We start from the raw sequence: 17283 nt of genomic DNA on the forward strand, positions 1-17283 counted from the left end.
CCATTCTCGCCACGTGGCGGGAGACGAGCCTGGGTACCGCCGGTCCCAGGGACGGGCGGTGCGCTGGCCGGCGGCGGCCCTTGAGGCGAACGTGGACACGCGTCCGAGGCGGGCGTCACAGGCCGGACATCCAGGGAGTCCCTGATGAAGCACACCATCGTGATGACGGGCGCGAGCCGCGGAATCGGCCGCTTCGCCGCACGGCACATCCTGCGCCGGTCACCGGACGCGCACCTCCTCGTCGTCGCCCGCGCGTCCCGCGGCGCACGGCTCGCCGCGGAACTCGCCTCGGGCGGGTACACGGTCTCGCACGTCCCGGCGGACCTCGGCTCGCTGGACAGCGCCCGCGCGGCCGCCGTCGGGATCCGCGACCGGCTCGACCGCGGCGACCTGCCGCCACTGCGCGGCTTCGTGGGCAACGCCGGTGTTCAGTACACCAACGCGCTCACCGAGGGGCCCGAGGGACTGGAGGTCACCTTCACGGTCAACGTGCTCGCCAACCACCTGTTCGTGCGCCTGCTCCAGGACCGCTTCGCCATCCCCGCCCGGATCGTGATCACTGTCAGCGACACGCACTTCGGCGACCTCAGGCACAACCTGGGCATGGTGCCGGGCCCGGTCTGGAGGTCCCCGGACGCCCTGGCCCGCACGGGTGCCTTCGCCAGGCCGGACACCGCGGCCGGCGGGCGCACCGCGTACTCGACGAGCAAGCTGGCCGCGATCCACCTGGTTCACGAGTACGCGCGCCGCCTGCCGTCCGGGATCGACGCCGTCGCCTACAACCCGGGATTCGTCCCCGGCACCGGTCTGGCCCGCGACGCCGGCCCTGTCTCCCGGTTCGCGATGCGGCGCGTCATGCCGGCGATGACCTTCACCCCCTTCGCCACGAGCCCTGACACCGCGGGCCGCCGCCTCGCCGACGTCGTCCTCGGCACGATCCGGGCGCCGACCGGTTCCTACGTCGACCGCGACCGTGTGGGCCGCTCGTCGGAGGAGTCCTACGACCCGCGGCGAGAGGGCGACCTCTGGGAGGCCGCCGAACGGTTCCTGTAGCGTCACCGCGCTCACGGCCGGACCCGCGCCCGGTGTCACGCCGGGCCGCGCGGGTTCAGGCGTGGGAGCCGGAGTGTTCCATCGGCGGCGCGATCGCCTGGGCGTCCACCCCCTCGCCGACCCAGAGCCCGATCAGGAAGGCCGCGGTCGCCTCAAGCAGGCCCGCCCGTTCCAGCCCCCCGCCGTCGAACGGCTCGCAGCCCAGGTCACGTACCAGGCTCCGTACGGTCTCCAGCGCCTGCGCGTCGTCACCGCAGAGCGGGACCGCCAGCGGACGGCCGCCGAAGACCGGCGGGTCCAGGTGCCACACGCTCCGGTGGCAGAGGTTGAACGCCTTGACGACGCGCGCGCCGGGCGCCGCCGCGGCCACACGCTCGGCGGCGGAGGGGCCGCCCGCGGTCTCCAGCAGGAAGCCGGGGGCGACCGGGTTGGTGCAGTCGATCAGCGTGCGGCCGTCCAGGACGCCGGCCAGGGCGGAGACCACCCCGGTGGCCGCGCCGTACGGCACCGCAAGCAGCACCGCGTCCACGCCGTGCCGGCCCGCCCGCCGGGGGTCTCCCGCGCGTGCGCCGATCCTGTCCGCGAGGGCCACCGCACGGCCCTCGTCCCGCCCGCCGACCAGCACGTCGTGCCCGGCGCGCGCCCACCTTCCGCCCAGGGCCTCCGCCATGCCGCCGGTGCCCACGATTCCGATCCTCATCATGTTCGTCCCTTCCTGTGGTCGGACCCGGGTACGACGTTAGGCAGCCGATTGGGCACCATTTGGTGCGTGTCCGCCGACCAGGGGTTCCTCGCCGACTGCCGGGCCAGGCTCGCCTTCGACCTGCTGGCCAACACCTGGAACGCCGTGGTCGTCTGGGCGCTGCGCGAGGGCCCGGTACGGCCCGGCAGGCTGCGCGAACGAATCGGCGGGATCAGCCCCAAGGTGCTCACCGAGACCCTGCGCAGGCTGGAGTTCAACGGCCTGGTCGAACGCCGGGTCCACCCCGGCGCGCCGCCCCACGTCGACTACGGTCTCACCGACCTCGGCCGGAGCCTGCTGCCGCCGATAGAGGCGTTCGGCCTGTGGGCCGCCGAACACGGCGACGAGGTCATGCGCGCCCAGGAACGCGTGGAGACCCGCGACGGGTCCTGAAACGGAACCGCGGCTCATGGTCGCCGGTCTCGCGGCGCAATCCCCTTGAGTTTGGATCGCAAGCTGGTTTACAGTTCAAACCAGAGGTTTACGGTTCAAACTAGTTTGAGGAGCAGGGGGATGGATCGGCTCGACGACGACGACCGGCCACTGAGTCCGGAGGAGATGCTCCGCCTGATCGAGGAGCAGCAGGCCACGACGACCAGGCGGCTCGGCGGCGACCCGCTGCTGACCCACACGCCATGGGGGATCACCTGGTTCGCCGGGTTCGGCGCCCTGTTCCTGAACTACGCCTACGGCCTGCTCTCCCGGAGCACGGCACTGGCGGTGCTGTTCGCGCTGATGGTCCTCTCCATGGCGACCACCCTTTTCGCGCAGCGGACGGTCAGCGGCCAGGTGAGGGGAGAGGCGGCCGACCGGGGCATGATGTACGGCATCTCCTGGTCGTTCGGCTTCGCCTGCGTGGTCGCGATCTGCGTCAGGCTCTCGCTCCTGCTGCCCTCCGAGGAGTCCGGCCTGCTGTGGGCGGTGACGTCCATGACGGTCGTCGCCGTCCTCTACGCCGTGGGGGGCGCGCTGTGGCGGGTGCGGACGATGTTCTTCCTCGGCGCCTGGCTCGCCGCGCTCAACGTGGCGGGTGCCATCGCGGGACCGACCGTCCACGCCCTGCTCATGTCCGTCGGAGCCGGTGGAGTGTTCACCGTCGTCGGAGTGGTGCAGTGGGCGCGGCAGCGGGGCGGGGCATGACGGGACCGCGCGAGCTCGACCCGGTCATCCACGCCCAGGCCAGGCTCCGGGTGGTCGCCACGCTCAACACGCTGGGCGAGGCCAACCAGATCACCTTCCCGGGGCTGCGGGAGCTGCTCGGGATGACCGCGGGAAACCTGTCCGTACACCTGGGGAAGCTGGAGGAAGCCGGTTACGTGGAGATCGTCAAGACCCACCGGGGGCGCACCCCGACGACCTACGTCGCTCTGACCCGGCGGGGGCGCCGGGCCTTCGAGGACTACACCGCCGCCATCCGTGAACTTCTCGACCTGTCCTAGGAGGGGACCCCAATGACAGAGATCCTGGCCCGCGCCGTCGAGGTCACCCGTGCCTACGGGGCCGTCACGGCGCTCGACCGCGTCAGCCTGGACATCCGGGCCGGTGAACTGGTCGGGCTGCTCGGTCCGAACGGCGCGGGCAAGTCCACGCTGGTCAACCTGTTCGCCGGGCTCAGAAGGCCGACCTCGGGAACCGTCGAACTGCTCGGCGGCTCACCACTCGACCCGGCCAGGCGCCGCGGCATCGGCGTCACCCCGCAGGAGACCGGCCTGCCGCCCGCGCTGCGGGTCGGCGAGTGCGTCGACTTCGTGGCCGCCCACTTCCCCGGCGCGGTGAGCAGAGGGGAACTGCTCGAACGCTTCGGCCTCGTCGACCTGGCCAGGCGCCAGATCGGCGGCCTGTCCGGCGGGCAGAAGCGGCGTCTGGCGGTCGCGCTCGCCTTCACCGGAAACCCCCGCCTGGTCTTCCTCGACGAGCCGACCACCGGTCTCGACGTCGAGGCCCGCCACGCCCTCTGGGGCGCGGTCAGGGACTTCCACGCCGGAGGTGGGACCGTGGTCCTGACCAGCCACTACCTGGAGGAGATCGAAGCTCTGGCCCAGCGGGTCGTCGTGATCGGCGAGGGCCGGGTGCTCACCGACGACACCGTTGGGGCGGTGCGCGGCCTGGTGGGCGTCCACCGTGTCACGCTGACCGTCTCCGAACCGCCCGCCCTCGCCGGAGTCATCGGTGTCGAGCGAGAGGGCGACCGTACGCACCTGCTCACCGCCGACGCCGACGCCCTGGTCCGCGAGCTGGTGCTGAGCGGCGTCCCCTTCTCCGGCCTTGAGGTCAGGCCGACCTCCCTTGAGGAGGCCTTCCTCTCCATCACCGGCCGTGAGCCCCAGGCCGCCTGAGGCCGCCCCTCGCGGCCCGACCCCCAACGGACCCCTCCCACCGGACCCCGACAGGAGCCCGTGATGTCCCTCGTCCTCACCCACACCCGCTACCAGTTCCTCGAAACCGTCCGCGTGCCCATGACGGTGATCGGAAGCTCCGTCTTCCCCGCGCTGTCGATGCTGTTCTTCGTGGTGCCCTTCGCCGGGGACGACCCGGTCGCGGCGACCTACGCGACCGGCGCGATGCTGGTCTTCGCGGTCATGTCCTCCTGCCTGTTCACCTACGGCATCGGTGTCGCCGAGGACAGGGCCCAGCCGTGGGACCCCTACCTGCGCACCCTGCCCGCCGGGCCGCTGCCCCGCTTCACCGGGCGCATCCTCACCGTCATGGGCATCATGACGATCGCGGTCATCCCCGTCCTGCTCATCGCGGCCTTCCTCACGGAGGCGACGGTGACCCTCGGGCAGCTGCTGCTCGGCCTGGCCGCGCTGCTCCTGGGGTCGCTTCCCTTCACCCTGATGGGCCTGTTCATCGGCTACGCGCTGCCGTCGAAGGCCGCCATCGTCGTGGCCCAGGTGGTGTTCTTCCCGATGGCCGTCGGCGGCGGTCTGCTCACCGGTCCTCCCAGCACCGCCCCGGCGTTCATCCAGGCCGTCGCCCCCTACCTGCCGACCAGGGGCGCGGTCGAGCTGGTCTGGGCCGCCAGCACGGGCTTCTCGCCCGCCCCGCTCTCCCTGGCGATGCTGGCGCTGTGGGTCGCGGTCTTCGCCGGCCTGGCCGTGTGGGCCTACCGCCGCGACGAGGGGCGCCGCTTCTCCTGAGCGCACCCGAGAGACCTTGGAAGGAGCCCTCACCCGCCTCACAGGGGCAGGCGGGGACGGCGACACCGGAGAAAGTCCCCGGTCTCGCGTAACACGATGTCAGCGAGGGCGGAACGGCCCGGGCCAGGTGGCCCGGGCCGTTCCCGTGTCCGGGAAAAGGAGTGTTTCCTCAGGTCAGCTCGTGGCGCTCCTCGGTCGCCGCCACCACCCGAGCGCTTGCGCTCCACCTTCTCAAAGGTGGAGTCCCTGGTTTTGTCCTGTTGTGCCGACTTTTCGGGACCTGTCCGGTACATCAGGCGCTGTCGCTCGTTTCCTGGGCCCCGTGTATTTCCCCCCACGCGAAGGTAGCTCTGTGTAGCCGACGGTTACGGTTCGTGTTTAATGGGGTGGCTACCACTTGAGGTGGATCGACAACTCCAGGAAAGAGGAGAAAGCATCGTGCGCCGCATCGTCATCGGGTTCGCTGCCGCTGGGATGGCCGTCTTCGGCATGCTGGCGACCACGGCGGCACCGTCAGCCGCCGACCCCGCACCGTCCAATGGGCTCGGCGTTCTTGAGTCCAACTCAAACCCATGCGTAACGGCTAGTAATACCGGAATCCTCACCGCCATCTTGAAGAAGTGCTGACCGTGTCAGCTTGACCGTGGGTCCGGCAGCCGTAGCCGGTGACTGAGATCGATGGTGTCGTTGGGAAGCCGGATCGCCCGGGGTGGTCTGCCCTGGGCGACCCGGCTTCTGAGCGCTGTCCCAGGCGGTTCTGCACGGCTGTCGATGAACCCGGGTTCCGATGTCGCCGGCCGGCGCGTGTCCGGCTCAGGTGACGATGCGGCCTGCGAAGCTCTTGGCCTGGGATTTCCTGCCTTACCTCCGCGCTTCCCCCTGGCCGGTCCTCCCCGGCCGCCGCCGTTACCCGCACGCCTTTCGCCTCTCTGGCGAAGCCGGGCTGCCTGCGAGTGCCCACCTCGCTGCTCGCCCTCATCTCGGGGTGCCGGCCGGGCCGGTGCCGCTGGCCGTGCTCGGGGCCGGGTCCGGCGGCCTGGTGCTCGGCGTCCGCGCGATGCGGCGCGGGATCTGCCCCCCGACCGGCATATCGGACGATATTCAACGCCTTATTTCACCATTTTTAGGCATATAACATAATCGCATGTTTCAGGCTTTTCTTGTCTCTTTCCTAGGTCAAAGATAACTTTTGTCGCGCACCTCTGTGCGGGCGTCCCGCCCGCGGTCCACCCCTCGCTTCCCATCGGAGGTACCAGCGCGTGATCACCAGAAAGGCGGCCGTCGCCGCCGCGGGCGTTCTGGCCCTGGGAGGACTGGTGTACGGCCATCCCCCCGCCCAGGCCGGGACCTCCGGTCTGTCCGCCCCCCTGGCGACCTGCCGTTCCTACACCAACGACGCCAGGACCATCGGGTACGGCGGCTGCACCGTCATGGACGGCTGGGAGCGCTGGCGGCTCGGCGTACGGTGCACGACCGGCGGCGCCGACTACCACTCGCCCTGGCAGTACACCTCGCACACGAAGAGCTATCGGTGCCCGGGAGGCGGCAGGGTGACCGGTGTCTGGACCGACAGCGAGTCCTGAGCCCGGAATTCTCCCCGAACGGTCCGAGGTGATTAACGGCATATTTCATGACATATGCAATATGACGTGAAATCTCAGGGTGCGCAGAGCGTTCTCTCGATGGCCGTCAGGACGCGCTCCGCCTTCCGGGAACCGGTCACGACCGTTTCGCCGAAGCGGGCGCGTATCCGCCGTCTCGCCTCCGCGCGATCCGTTCCCTCCGCCAGGTCCCGGCACGAGGCCAGCGCCCGGCCGACCGGCTCCCCCCGGCCGGGCGCGGCGCCGAGCGCGGGGTCGATCTCCCGCAGGGCGCCCAGCAGCGCCCGGACCCGGCGCGCGTCGGGGGACACGCCGACGGACGTCCCCGCGGACGGCGGGCCGGGCGCGGGGGTGGTGGGGGCCGGAGTGCTCGCCTTGACGGCGTTGTGCGCCCTGCTGATCCGGTCACCGACGGCGCCGATCCCGGCGACCAGGGCAAAGCCTGTCACGGCCGTCAGCACCAGCGCCTTCAGCGGGCTGTGCCGCTTCGGCCCCCGGTCACGGCCGGGGGAACGTTTGCCGAGAGTGCCCATCCACCGGACAATAACGGCGCGTCCCTCGTGGAGCGACATCCTGTCACATGCGGGGAACGACCCGGGAGACCACACGATCTCCCGGGTGCGACGCCCGCGGACACAGCCCTCAGAGGTACAGGCCGATGCTCTCCGGCTCGGCCGGGGCCTCGCCCACCCCGTCACGCAGGGCGAACAGCTCGGCGAGGGTCGCGCCCGACACCGGGACGCCCTCCGCGGTGCCCAGCCACCCGACCGCCTCGTCGTGCGGAAGGGCGCCGACCTCAAGCTGGGCGAGGCAGCGGCCCGGGCGGACCACCGCAGGGTGGAGCCGGGACAGGCTCTCGTTGGTCGTGATCGCGACCAGCACGTCACGGCCGTGACCGAGCAGGCCGTCGGTCAGGTTGAGCAGCCGGGAGAGACCCTGCCCCGTCACCTCCTTGGCTCCGGCCCTGATCAGCTCGTCACAGTCCTCAAGCACGAGGAGACGCCACTTCTTGCCGCCCTCGTCGTCGGAGTCAGAGCCGACCGCGACCTCCATCAGATAGCCGGGGGAGTTGAACAGCCGCTCCGGGTCGAGCACGCAGTCGACCTGACACCAGGAGCGCCACTCGCGGGCGAGCGTGCGCAGCAGCGTCGTCTTCCCGGTGCCGGGCGGTCCGTGCAGCAGGACCAGGCGGCCACGCACGTCGGCGGGGGTCAGGGCCATCAGCCGGTCGAGCGGGCCGCGCAGGGACCGGGAGTAGTTGCCGCCGATCTCCGCCCAGGGGACGGCGGTGATGGGCTTGCCGGAACGGCGGGCGCCGTGCGGGCCCTGCCACCAGAAGCCCATCTCGACGTGGTCGCTCTCCGGTACGGCCTCCCGCGCGTCCTTGACCGTCTCCTCGATCACCGAGCGGGCCAGCCCCTCGTCGACCGCGGTGACGCTGACCAGCGCGGAGCGGTTGCGGTAGCGGACGACCCGCAGCGTCCAGCCCTCCCCGCGGATCAGCCGGGACTCCCGCCCGTCGTCCTCCCGCGCGACCCGCACCAGCGTCCCCGTCGCTGGGGCGAGCGGGGCGTCGGCGCGGATCCGTTCCAGTTCGGTGGTGCGCGACCACGGCTGGGTGCCCGTCGCGAACGGCGACAGCGCCAGGGCGTCGATCACGTCGACCGCCGAGTCGCCGTCGTCGAGCCAGATGTTCATCGGTACTTCCGCCGGGTGCGGCTCCGGAGTGATACTGACCTCCCTGAGAACGGACATGTCGGCAATGATCCCCTTCGCGGCCATCCGGGTCGAGGGATTTACCTCACTTCCTGGACAGCACGCCGTCGTAGGTGGTGCCGAAGCCCATGCCGTCGGTCCAGTGGTAGGCCAGCCGTCCGCCCTTGCCGGTGAGGGTGAGGTCGCCCGGGACGCACTGGAGGACGTCGTGGACCTTCAGCTCGAAACCGAGGGTCTTCCCACTGGTTCTGGTGAGCGCGAGGGTGCCCGAGCACCCCGAGGTCGGCTCGGTCCACGAGCCCGACTTCTCCCCCTGGGCCAGGACGATCGTCACGTCGTGCTCACGAAGGGTGGAGAACAGGCCGGTGGGGTCGGTCGGCTTGATGTGCCCGGACCAGGTCCCGGCGAACGCGGCGGGGACTCCGGCGCCTCCTGGACCCGCCGAGGACTCGGGGACCGGCTCCCCGGTGTCGTAGACGTCGCCGGGCAGGTCGTCGTACTCCCCCCGGGACTCCTCCGGAGGGGAGACGGTGGCTCCCGCGGGCGTGCCCGTCACGTGGGGGCCGCCCGTCGAGGCGGGGACCGAACCCGGCCCGCCGGTCAGGTACCAGACCGTGACACCCCCGGCGGCCACGAGCGCAACGGCGGCCAGACCGGCGCCGAGCACGGTCCCGGAACGCCGCCGGGACGCCTGGGTGCGCAGGTCCGCGCCGCCCTCACCGGTGCTCTCCCCGGCCTTCGCCCCTCCGGTGGCCTCTCCGGTCACCGTTCCGCCCACCGGCTTCCCGGACGGCGGAGCCTGCCCGCCCGGATCGACGAGGCTCACCATCAGGGAACGGGCGGTGGGCCTGCGCGCCGGGTCCTTGTCCAGGCACGCACCGATCAGCCCGGCCAGCCTGGCGGGCAGTACGGAAAGGTCGGGCCGGTGGTTGAGGATCCGGTTCAGCACGGCGGGCAGTGTGTCGGCCCCGAACGGCGAACGCCCGCTCGCCGCGCACAGCATGGTGGCCGCCCAGGCGAACACGTCGGAGGCGGGCGAGGCCGGGGAACCGCCGATCTGCTCGGGCGCCATGTAGGCCGGGGTGCCGACGATGCCCGAGGTCATCGTCGCCGCGCCGTCCGCCCTGGCGATGCCGAAGTCCACGACCCGGGGGCCGTCGGGACCGAGCAGCACGTTGGCCGGCTTGAAGTCCCGGTGCACGACCCCGGCCGCGTGGATCGCCGCCAGCGCGGTCGCCGTGCCGACCACGAGCCGCTCCAGCTCACCGCCCCGCAGCGGCCCGCGCTCCCTGATCCGCTGCTGCAGGGACGGCCCGTCGACGAACTCGCTCACCACGTACGGCCGGGGCCCGTCGACCGAGGCGGCCAGCACGCGGGCCGTGCAGAAGGGGGCGACGCTCTCCAGCGCCGACAGCTCCCTGGCCAGTCGCGCGCGGGTCTCGGCGTCGGCGCCGAACAGCAGCTTGACGGCGACCTGCTCCCCGCCGGGCGTCTGCCCCAGGTAGACGACGCCCTGGCCGCCCTCGCCCAGCCTTCCGGTCAGCCGGAAGGCGCCCAGGCTGCGGGGGTCGTCCTGGGACAGGGGGGTGGTGCTCACGGGGCAAGGCTAGCGATGCCCGCCTGATATAGGCATATTTTGAGACATGCGGACGATCGACTGGGTGGACGACGCCATCGAACTCGTGGACCAGACGGCGCTTCCCGACAGGTGCGACATGCTCAGGATCGGCACGGTGGACGAGCTCATCGGGGCCATCCGGCGGCTGGCCGTACGGGGCGCGCCCGCGCTGGGGGTCGCCGGGGCGCTCGGGGTGGCGCTCGCCGTACGCGACGAACCCGACCCCGTGGCGGTCGCGGCCAGGCTGCGCGCGGCCAGGCCGACCGCGGTCAACCTCGCCTGGGCCGTCGACGCCGCGCTCGGCCATCTGGACGGCGGCTTCGAGGCGGTCCTCGCCCACGCCCTGCGGATCAGGGACGACGACATCGCGGCCTGCCGCGCGATGGGGGAGCGGGGCGCCGACCTGGTGCGCGAGCTCACCGGGCGTGACCGGGTGCGGATCATGACCGTCTGCAACACCGGAGGCCTGGCCGCGGTCGAGCGCGGCACCGCCCTCGGCGTCGTGCAGACCCTGCACGAGCGGGGACGGCTGGCCGAGGCGCTGGCCATGGAGACCAGGCCGCTGCTGCAGGGCGCCAGGCTGACGGCCTGGGAGCTGGACCGGATGGGCGCGCCGTACCGGCTGATCGCCGACTCGGCGGGACCGTTCCTGCTGGCCAGGGGGTACGCGGACGCGGTGCTCATCGGTGCCGACCGGATCGCCGCGGACGGCGACACGGCGAACAAGGTCGGCTCGTACGCCCTGGCCCTGGGAGCCCGCCGGGCGGGTGTGCCGTTCGTCGTCGTCGCCCCGGAGAGCACCGTCGACCCCGCCACCCCGACCGGCGCCGGGATCGAGATCGAGGAACGCGACCAGGACGAGGTGCTCGGCGTGCGCGGGACACGGCTCGCGCCCGCGGGGGCCCGCGCGGCCAACCCGGCCTTCGACGTCACCCCGCACGATCTGGTCACGGCCATCGTCACCGAGCGCAGGGTCATCCGCCCTGACCTGGGAGAACGACCCTGAATGGGTTTGGGGGGCTTTCTATGGGTAGGCGAGGGTGATCGGTCGCCAGAGTCCCGTTTCTTCAGGAGATCAGTTCGTAAACCACGGGATCAGGCGAAGCGTCAACGACTACGCTCCGATTAACCCCCTGTACCCAAACCGTGGAGAACCCTCGTGGCCATCGATCTTGTTACCCGTCGAGAGTGGGGTGCCCGGGAGCCGCGCGGTTCCTACGGCAGGCTCACCTCGACCAAAGGAGTCAAGGTCCACTACACCGGCGGCCAGGTGAGCCCGGGCATCGTCGACGACCACGCCAAGTGCGTCGCGATGGTCAGGTCGATCCAGAACTTCCACATGGACGGCAACGGCTGGATCGACATCGGCTACTCGATGATCGCCTGCCCGCACCGCAAGGTGTTCGAGGGCCGTGGCCCCGGTCACCTGCCCGCGGCCAACGGCGCCGGTCTCAACAGCGCCCACTACGCCGTGCTCGGCCTGGTCGGCAACGCCGGTCTGGTCCAGCCGACCGACGACACCCTGAACGCCATCCTCGACGCCGTCGACTACCTGCGCCTCAAGGGCGGCGCCGGCAGAGAGATCAAGGGCCACCGCGACGGCTACTCGACCGACTGCCCGGGAGACGCGCTGTACGCCTGGGTCAGGAGGGGCGCCCCCCGCCCCGGCGGCGGCCAGACCCCCGGCGAGCCCCAGGAGCCGTCCCCGCCCGCCTTCCCCGGCCGCGTCCTGAAGTACCCGCCCCTCCTGGAGGGGGAGGACGTGCGCACCTGGCAGGCCAAGATGAAGGCCCGAGGCTGGGACATCGACGTCGACGGCCTGTACGGCGAGCGCTCCCGTGAGGTGTGCCGCGCCTTCCAGACGGAGAAGAGCCTGCCGGTCACCGGCGCCGTCGACCGCGCGACCTGGGACGCCACCTGGAAGGCCCCGGTCACCTGATCCGCCCTGGCGGGCATCCGGCCCACCAGAAGGCCCCGCCCTCCCGGCCCCTCCGCCGGAAGGGCGGGGCCTTTCCTCGTGTGACCCCGGGTAATCCCAGGCCGGCGAGACCGTACGCCTCGGCCGTGAGCGGGAGCCCGCCGTTCGGGACCGGGGGGAGGGAAGGCGGTTTGGCGGGTGGGCTTACTATCCGGTTCATGACGGTGCCGCCTGAGGAACTTCGAACGGCCGACGGTTTCCCGCCGACCACGCGGGAGCGGTGGCGTGAGCTCGCGCTCGGCGTCCTGCGCAAGTCCGGGATCGAGACGGACTCACCGGAGGAGGCGCTGTCCTCCACCACCTACGACGGCGTGACCATCGCGCCGCTCTACGACTCCTCCGACCTGCCCGGCGACCCGGGCCTGCCCGGTGCGGCGCCGTACGTCAGAGGGGCCCGCCCTGTGGGGGGCTGGGACGTCAGGCAGCGCCACGAGGTGGCCGACAGGGAGGCGGTCCTGGCCGATCTGGAGAACGGCGTCACCTCACTGTGGCTCACGCTGGAGCCGGAGGACCTGCCGCGTGTCCTCGGCGAGGAGATCTACCTGGACCTGGTCCCGATCGTCCTGGACGCCGGGGAACGCACCGCGGAGGCGGCCGGGACACTGTTCGCGCTGGCCGAACGGCGCGGCGTCGCCCGGGGCGGCCTGACCGGGAACCTGGGGGCCGACCCGGTCCGCGACCCCGCGACCGCGGCCGAACTGGCCCGGCGCTGCGCGGCCGACTTCCCCGGGCTGCGCGCGGTCGTGGTCGACGGCACGCCGTACCACGACATGGGGGCAAGCGACGCCGAGGAGCTCGGCTGCGCGACGGCGGCGGGGGTGGCGGCCCTGCGGACGCTGACCGGCGCGGGACTGCCGGTCGAGGAGGCGTTCGGTCAGCTGGAGTTCCGCTACGCGGCGACCGCCGACCAGTTCCTCACCATCGCCAAGCTCCGCGCCGCGCGCCGGGTCTGGGCGCGCGTCGCCGAGGTGTGCGGGGCAGGGGAGAACGCGGGGCAGCGCCAGCACGCGGTGACCGGCTCGGCGATGATGACGGCCCGCGACCCCTGGGTGAACATGCTCCGCACCACACTGGCCTGCTTCGCGGCCGGGGCGGGCGGAGCGGACGCGGTGACCGTGCAGCCGTTCGATGCCTGCCTGGGGCTGCCCGACGCCTTCGCCCGAAGGATCGCCCGCAACACCCACGCGCTGCTCGTCGAGGAGGCGGGGACGGCCAGGGTGACGGACCCCGCGGGCGGGTCGTGGTACGTCGAGCGGCTCACCGAGGACCTGGCGGGCAAGGCCTGGGAGTGGTTCCAGGAGATCGAACGCGCCGGGGGCATGGCCGCGGCCGTGGAGTCGGGGCTCGTCTCCGGCCGGATCGCCGCCACCTGGCGTGAGCGCTCCGGCAACATCGCGCACCGCCGCGACCCGATCACCGGGGTGAGCGAGTTCCCCGACCTCGGTGAGCGCCCGCTGAGCAGGCCGCCCAGACCGCGTCCCCGGGCCGGTGTCCGTTACGCCCAGGAGTTCGAGGCGCTGCGCGACCTGGCGGACGCCCAGGAGGTCAGGCCCGCGGTGTTCCTGGCCGTCATCGGCCCGGTCGCCGCGCACACCGCCAGGGCCTCCTTCGCGGCCAACCTGTTCAACGCCGGGGGCGTCGCGGCCCTCACCGCCCCCGTGCCGCCGGGAGGCACGGTCGATCCGGCCGCGATCGCCGCGGCCTTCGCCGCGAGCGGCGCCAGGATCGCCTGCCTGTGCTCAAGCGACCGGCTGTACGGCGAGCACGCCGAGGCCGTGGCCGCCGCGCTGCGCGAGGCCGGGGCGGTGAAGGTGTGGCTGGCGGGCAGGGGGGACCACGTGGGCGTGGACGCCACCGTCCACGCCGGGTGCGACGCGCTCGGCGTGCTCCGCACGATCTTCGACGACCTGGAGGTGGCTCGTTGATTCCCGACTTCTCCGGAATCGGGCTGACCGGAGAGCCCGCGGCGCCCCCCGACCGGGAGGGCTGGGCGCGGGCCGTACGGCGGGCGACCGGTCAGAACCCGGACGAGCTGACGTGGCGGACGCCGGAGGGCATCGACGTCAAGCCGCTGTACACGGCCGACGACCTCGACGGGCTCGGCTTCCTGGAGACCTACCCGGGGGCGGTGCCGTACCTGCGCGGGCCGTACCCGACCATGTACGTCAACCAGCCGTGGACCGTCAGGCAGTACGCCGGGTTCTCCACGGCCGAGGAGTCCAACGCCTTCTACCGCCGCAACCTGGCGGCCGGGCAGAAGGGACTGTCGGTCGCCTTCGACCTGGCCACCCACCGGGGCTACGACTCCGACCATCCGAGGGTGGCCGGGGACGTGGGCATGGCGGGGGTCGCCATCGACTCCATCTACGACATGCGGCAGCTGTTCGACGGCATCCCCCTCGACCGGATGAGCGTGTCGATGACCATGAACGGCGCGGTGCTCCCGGTGCTCGCGCTCTACATCGTGGCCGCCGAGGAGCAGGGGGTGGCGCCGGAGCAGCTGGCCGGGACCATCCAGAACGACATCCTCAAGGAGTTCATGGTCCGCAACACCTACATCTATCCGCCCGCTCCGTCGATGCGGATCATCTCCGACATCTTCTCCTACACCAGCGAGCGGATGCCGAAGTTCAACTCCATCTCGATCTCCGGGTACCACATCCAGGAGGCCGGGGCCACGTGCGACCTGGAGCTGGCCTACACCCTGGCCGACGGCGTCGAGTACCTCAGGGCGGGCACCGCGGCCGGGCTCGACGTCGACAGGTTCGCGCCCCGCCTGTCGTTCTTCTGGTGCATCGGCATGAACTTCTTCATGGAGGTCGCCAAGCTCCGCGCCGCCCGGCTGCTGTGGGCGCGCCTGGTCTCCGGGTTCGGCGCGGAGAACCCCAGGTCGCTGTCGCTGCGGACCCACTCGCAGACCTCCGGCTGGTCGCTGACCGCCCAGGACGTCTTCAACAACGTGGTGCGAACCTGCGTCGAGGCGATGGCCGCGACCCAGGGGCACACCCAGTCGCTGCACACCAACGCCCTGGACGAGGCGCTGGCGCTGCCGACCGACTTCTCCGCGAGGATCGCCCGCAACACCCAGCTGCTGCTGCAGCAGGAGTCGGGCACCTGCCGGGTGATCGACCCGTGGGGCGGCTCCTACTACGTCGAGCGGCTCACCCACGAGCTGGCGTTCAGGGCCTGGGGGCACATCCAGGAGGTCGAGGCGGCGGGCGGCATGGCCAGGGCGATCGACCAGGGCCTGCCCAAGCTGCGCATCGAGGAGGCCGCGGCCCGGACCCAGGCCCGTATCGACTCCGGGCGCCAGCCGGTGATCGGCGTCAACAAGTACCGGCCCGACGCCGAGGAGCCCATCGAGGTCCTCAAGGTCGACAACAGCGCGGTGCGCGCCCAGCAGCTCGGCAAACTCCGCAGGCTGCGCCAGGAGCGCGACCCGGCGCGGGTCGAACGGGCCCTTGAGGCGCTGACCAAGGGCGCGGCCGGGGACGGCAACCTGCTGGCGCTGTCCATCGAGGCGGCGCGGGCCATGGCGACGGTCGGGGAGATCTCCGACGCGCTGGAGAAGGTCTTCGGCAGGCACGCGGGCCAGATCCGCACGATCTCCGGTGTCTACCGGCAGGAGGTGGGTCCGGGAGTGGACGAGGTCCGTACGGCCTGCGCCGAGTTCGAGCGGCTTGAGGGGCGCCGCCCCCGCATCCTGGTCGCCAAGATGGGCCAGGACGGCCACGACCGGGGGCAGAAGGTGATCGCGACGGCCTTCGCCGACCTCGGGTTCGACGTGGACGTCGGCCCGCTGTTCCAGACGCCCGAGGAGGTCGCCCGCCAGGCGGTCGAGGCCGACGTCCACGTGGTCGGGGTCTCCTCGCTGGCCGCCGGGCACCTGACGCTGGTGCCCGCGCTGCGGGCGGCGCTGGCCGAGCTGGGCGCGGAGGACGTCATGATCGTGGTCGGCGGGGTGATCCCACCGGGAGACTTCGAGGCGCTGCGCGCCGCGGGGGCCTCGGCGATCTTCCCGCCCGGGACCGTGATCGCCGGGGCCGCCGGGGAGCTGCTGGCCGAACTGCGTACCCGGCTCGGCCATGTCCAGGACGGTTGAGGACTACGCCCGGGGGGTCAAGGAGGGCTCCCGGGTCTGGATCGCCAGGGCGATCACGCTGGTCGAGTCGAGCAGGCCCGACCACCGGGCCATGGCCCAGCGGCTGCTGGTCGAGCTGGCCCCGCTGGCGGGCAGGGCCCGCCGGGTCGGGGTGACCGGGGTGCCCGGCGTGGGCAAGTCCACCTTCGTCGACACGCTCGGCACCCTCCTGACCGGGAGGGGACACCGGGTCGCGGTGCTCGCCGTCGATCCGTCGTCGACCAGGACCGGCGGCAGCATCCTGGGCGACAAGACCAGGATGTCCAGACTGGCGGCCGACCCGGCCGCCTTCATCCGCCCGTCCCCGACCTCGGGCACGCTCGGCGGGGTGGCCAAGGCGACCCGTGAGGCGATGGTCGTGGTCGAGGCGGCGGGCTACGACGTCGTACTCGTCGAGACGGTGGGGGTCGGCCAGTCGGAGACCGCGGTCGCCGACATGGTGGACACCTTCCTGCTGCTCGCGCTGGCCAGGACCGGCGACCAGCTCCAGGGCATCAAGAAGGGCGTGCTGGAGCTGGCGGACGTGATCGCGGTCAACAAGGCCGACGGGCCGCACGAACAGGACGCCAGGAGGGCGGCCAGGGAGCTGGCCGGGGCGCTGCGGCTGTTGCGCTCCGAGCGCACGGTGCCCGTGCTGACCTGCAGCGGGCTCGAAGGCGCGGGGATGGAGGAGCTGTGGCGTCAGGTCGTGGCGCACCAGGAGGCCATGGAGGTCTCGGGCGAGCTGTCCGCCCGCCGCCGCGCGCAGCAGGTCGGCTGGACCTGGGCGCTGGTGACCGAACGCCTGCTGGCCGGGCTCCGCGGGCATCCGGAGGTGGCCGCGATCGCCCCGGAGGTCGAGCGGCTGGTGCAGACGGGGGAGCTGACGCCGTCCCTGGCCGCCGACCGCATCCTGGACGCCTTCGGGCACCGGCCCGCGTGACCGCGCGAGGTCATGTGATCCCGGTCACGCTGAGCGACCACAGGTGGGAACTGATTTGCGAATTCTGCCCACATTACATGAATCCTTGCTTAAGAAACTGATTCATTACAGTTATGGTAAAACGATTATTTGGCTGCGACCTTGATCGCCCACTGCCAATCATGTGATACTTCGCCCAAAGGGTTGTGAAAGGCGTATTAAAGCCCTTTAGTCATGTGAGCGTGAGAAGGCGCATGGTGAGGCGCGGGAAGGACACAGAGGGGCCGCCGGTCGACCGGCCCTGACTGTTTCCCGTGTGGGACGGGTCACACCGGAGTGGCCGCGGTCCCTGATTGCGTTCGACCGCCCCGGCATCGCCGCGGGCGGCGGTCA

At 71.8% G+C, this 17283-nt stretch carries 17 protein-coding genes; 13 read left to right on the top strand and 4 right to left on the bottom strand.

Annotation, left to right across the window (positions count from 1 at the left end; translation table 11 throughout):
- The first annotated feature begins 144 nt into the window (after positions 1 to 144).
- On the top strand, positions 145 to 1053 hold the full coding sequence (locus ABZ470_RS15405; RefSeq protein ID WP_362911739.1) for an SDR family NAD(P)-dependent oxidoreductase: 909 nt from the start codon (positions 145 to 147) through the stop codon (positions 1051 to 1053).
- A gap of 55 nt (positions 1054 to 1108) precedes the next feature.
- Here ABZ470_RS15405 and ABZ470_RS15410 read toward each other — a convergent pair whose 3' ends face one another.
- Positions 1109 to 1756, bottom strand: coding sequence for an NAD(P)-binding domain-containing protein (locus ABZ470_RS15410; RefSeq protein WP_362911740.1), 648 nt, complete (start codon positions 1754 to 1756; stop codon positions 1109 to 1111).
- Positions 1757 to 1822: 66 nt separating this feature from the next.
- Between ABZ470_RS15410 and ABZ470_RS15415 the strand changes: the two genes are divergently transcribed.
- The 7 genes from ABZ470_RS15415 (at position 1823) to ABZ470_RS15445 (ending at position 6518) form a co-directional block, all read left to right on the top strand.
- Complete coding sequence (locus ABZ470_RS15415) at positions 1823 to 2188, top strand: helix-turn-helix domain-containing protein (RefSeq protein ID WP_352011997.1); 366 nt, start codon at positions 1823 to 1825, stop codon at positions 2186 to 2188.
- Between the two features lie 120 nt (positions 2189 to 2308).
- The gene (locus ABZ470_RS15420) at positions 2309 to 2935 is read left to right on the top strand and encodes a hypothetical protein (RefSeq protein WP_362911741.1); all 627 of its coding nucleotides are present in this window, start codon (positions 2309 to 2311) and stop codon (positions 2933 to 2935) included.
- A complete protein-coding gene (locus ABZ470_RS15425; RefSeq protein ID WP_352011999.1) occupies positions 2932 to 3234 on the top strand; it encodes a transcriptional regulator in 303 nt (100 codons plus the stop codon). Before ABZ470_RS15420 ends, ABZ470_RS15425 begins: the two co-directional genes overlap by 4 nt.
- A gap of 12 nt (positions 3235 to 3246) precedes the next feature.
- A complete protein-coding gene (locus tag ABZ470_RS15430) occupies positions 3247 to 4131 on the top strand; it encodes an ABC transporter ATP-binding protein (RefSeq protein ID WP_362911742.1) in 885 nt (294 codons plus the stop codon).
- Between the two features lie 63 nt (positions 4132 to 4194).
- On the top strand, positions 4195 to 4935 hold the full coding sequence (locus ABZ470_RS15435; RefSeq protein ID WP_362911744.1) for an ABC transporter permease: 741 nt from the start codon (positions 4195 to 4197) through the stop codon (positions 4933 to 4935).
- Positions 4936 to 5373: 438 nt separating this feature from the next.
- Entirely contained in the window at positions 5374 to 5562 is a 189-nt protein-coding gene (locus ABZ470_RS15440; protein WP_362911746.1) for a hypothetical protein, read from the top strand.
- Between the two features lie 632 nt (positions 5563 to 6194).
- On the top strand, positions 6195 to 6518 hold the full coding sequence (locus ABZ470_RS15445; RefSeq protein WP_362911747.1) for a hypothetical protein: 324 nt from the start codon (positions 6195 to 6197) through the stop codon (positions 6516 to 6518).
- A 74-nt stretch (positions 6519 to 6592) separates the two neighbouring features.
- Here the strand turns inward: ABZ470_RS15445 and ABZ470_RS15450 are convergent, their stop codons facing one another.
- The 3 genes from ABZ470_RS15450 to ABZ470_RS15460 all read right to left on the bottom strand — a co-directional run bounded on the left by ABZ470_RS15450 (position 6593) and on the right by ABZ470_RS15460 (position 9849).
- On the bottom strand, positions 6593 to 7069 hold the full coding sequence (locus tag ABZ470_RS15450; protein WP_362911749.1) for a hypothetical protein: 477 nt from the start codon (positions 7067 to 7069) through the stop codon (positions 6593 to 6595).
- Between the two features lie 109 nt (positions 7070 to 7178).
- Complete coding sequence (locus ABZ470_RS15455; RefSeq protein WP_362911750.1) at positions 7179 to 8291, bottom strand: DUF5925 domain-containing protein; 1113 nt, start codon at positions 8289 to 8291, stop codon at positions 7179 to 7181.
- A 46-nt stretch (positions 8292 to 8337) separates the two neighbouring features.
- A complete protein-coding gene (locus ABZ470_RS15460) occupies positions 8338 to 9849 on the bottom strand; it encodes a serine/threonine-protein kinase (RefSeq protein ID WP_362911751.1) in 1512 nt (503 codons plus the stop codon).
- A 46-nt stretch (positions 9850 to 9895) separates the two neighbouring features.
- Here ABZ470_RS15460 and mtnA point away from each other — a divergent pair, with 46 nt between their 5' ends.
- The 5 genes from mtnA to meaB all read left to right on the top strand — a co-directional run bounded on the left by mtnA (position 9896) and on the right by meaB (position 16911).
- The gene (gene mtnA / locus ABZ470_RS15465; protein ID WP_362911752.1) at positions 9896 to 10876 is read left to right on the top strand and encodes an S-methyl-5-thioribose-1-phosphate isomerase; all 981 of its coding nucleotides are present in this window, start codon (positions 9896 to 9898) and stop codon (positions 10874 to 10876) included.
- A gap of 153 nt (positions 10877 to 11029) precedes the next feature.
- Entirely contained in the window at positions 11030 to 11809 is a 780-nt protein-coding gene (locus ABZ470_RS15470) for an N-acetylmuramoyl-L-alanine amidase (protein ID WP_352012008.1), read from the top strand.
- A 197-nt stretch (positions 11810 to 12006) separates the two neighbouring features.
- Positions 12007 to 13773, top strand: a complete 1767-nt coding sequence (locus tag ABZ470_RS15475; RefSeq protein WP_362911753.1) for a methylmalonyl-CoA mutase family protein — start codon at positions 12007 to 12009, stop codon at positions 13771 to 13773.
- Positions 13770 to 15950 carry a methylmalonyl-CoA mutase gene (gene scpA, locus ABZ470_RS15480; protein WP_362911754.1) on the top strand — a complete coding sequence of 727 codons (2181 nt, stop codon included), beginning with the start codon at positions 13770 to 13772 and terminating at the stop codon, positions 15948 to 15950. The genes ABZ470_RS15475 and scpA overlap by 4 nt, the downstream gene beginning before the upstream one ends.
- Positions 15934 to 16911, top strand: a complete 978-nt coding sequence (gene meaB, locus ABZ470_RS15485; RefSeq protein ID WP_362911755.1) for a methylmalonyl Co-A mutase-associated GTPase MeaB — start codon at positions 15934 to 15936, stop codon at positions 16909 to 16911. The genes scpA and meaB overlap by 17 nt, the downstream gene beginning before the upstream one ends.
- Positions 16912 to 17283 lie beyond the last annotated feature (372 nt).

The organism is Streptosporangium sp. NPDC020072 (assembly GCF_040631445.1).
Taxonomy (GTDB): domain Bacteria; phylum Actinomycetota; class Actinomycetes; order Streptosporangiales; family Streptosporangiaceae; genus Streptosporangium.

Excerpts from the sequence above, each read along its gene's own strand:
- ABZ470_RS15425 (WP_352011999.1), top strand. The coding sequence starts at position 2,932 with ATGACGGGACCGCGCGAGCTCGACCCGGTCATCCACGCCCAGGCCAGG.
- mtnA (WP_362911752.1), top strand. The coding sequence starts at position 9,896 with ATGCGGACGATCGACTGGGTGGACGACGCCATCGAACTCGTGGACCAG.
- ABZ470_RS15420 (WP_362911741.1), top strand. The coding sequence starts at position 2,309 with ATGGATCGGCTCGACGACGACGACCGGCCACTGAGTCCGGAGGAGATG.
- ABZ470_RS15435 (WP_362911744.1), top strand. The coding sequence starts at position 4,195 with ATGTCCCTCGTCCTCACCCACACCCGCTACCAGTTCCTCGAAACCGTC.
- ABZ470_RS15410 (WP_362911740.1), bottom strand. The coding sequence starts at position 1,756 with ATGATGAGGATCGGAATCGTGGGCACCGGCGGCATGGCGGAGGCCCTG.
- ABZ470_RS15405 (WP_362911739.1), top strand. The coding sequence starts at position 145 with ATGAAGCACACCATCGTGATGACGGGCGCGAGCCGCGGAATCGGCCGC.
- ABZ470_RS15450 (WP_362911749.1), bottom strand. The coding sequence starts at position 7,069 with ATGGGCACTCTCGGCAAACGTTCCCCCGGCCGTGACCGGGGGCCGAAG.
- ABZ470_RS15455 (WP_362911750.1), bottom strand. The coding sequence starts at position 8,291 with ATGTCCGTTCTCAGGGAGGTCAGTATCACTCCGGAGCCGCACCCGGCG.
- ABZ470_RS15430 (WP_362911742.1), top strand. The coding sequence starts at position 3,247 with ATGACAGAGATCCTGGCCCGCGCCGTCGAGGTCACCCGTGCCTACGGG.
- meaB (WP_362911755.1), top strand. The coding sequence starts at position 15,934 with ATGTCCAGGACGGTTGAGGACTACGCCCGGGGGGTCAAGGAGGGCTCC.
- ABZ470_RS15475 (WP_362911753.1), top strand. The coding sequence starts at position 12,007 with ATGACGGTGCCGCCTGAGGAACTTCGAACGGCCGACGGTTTCCCGCCG.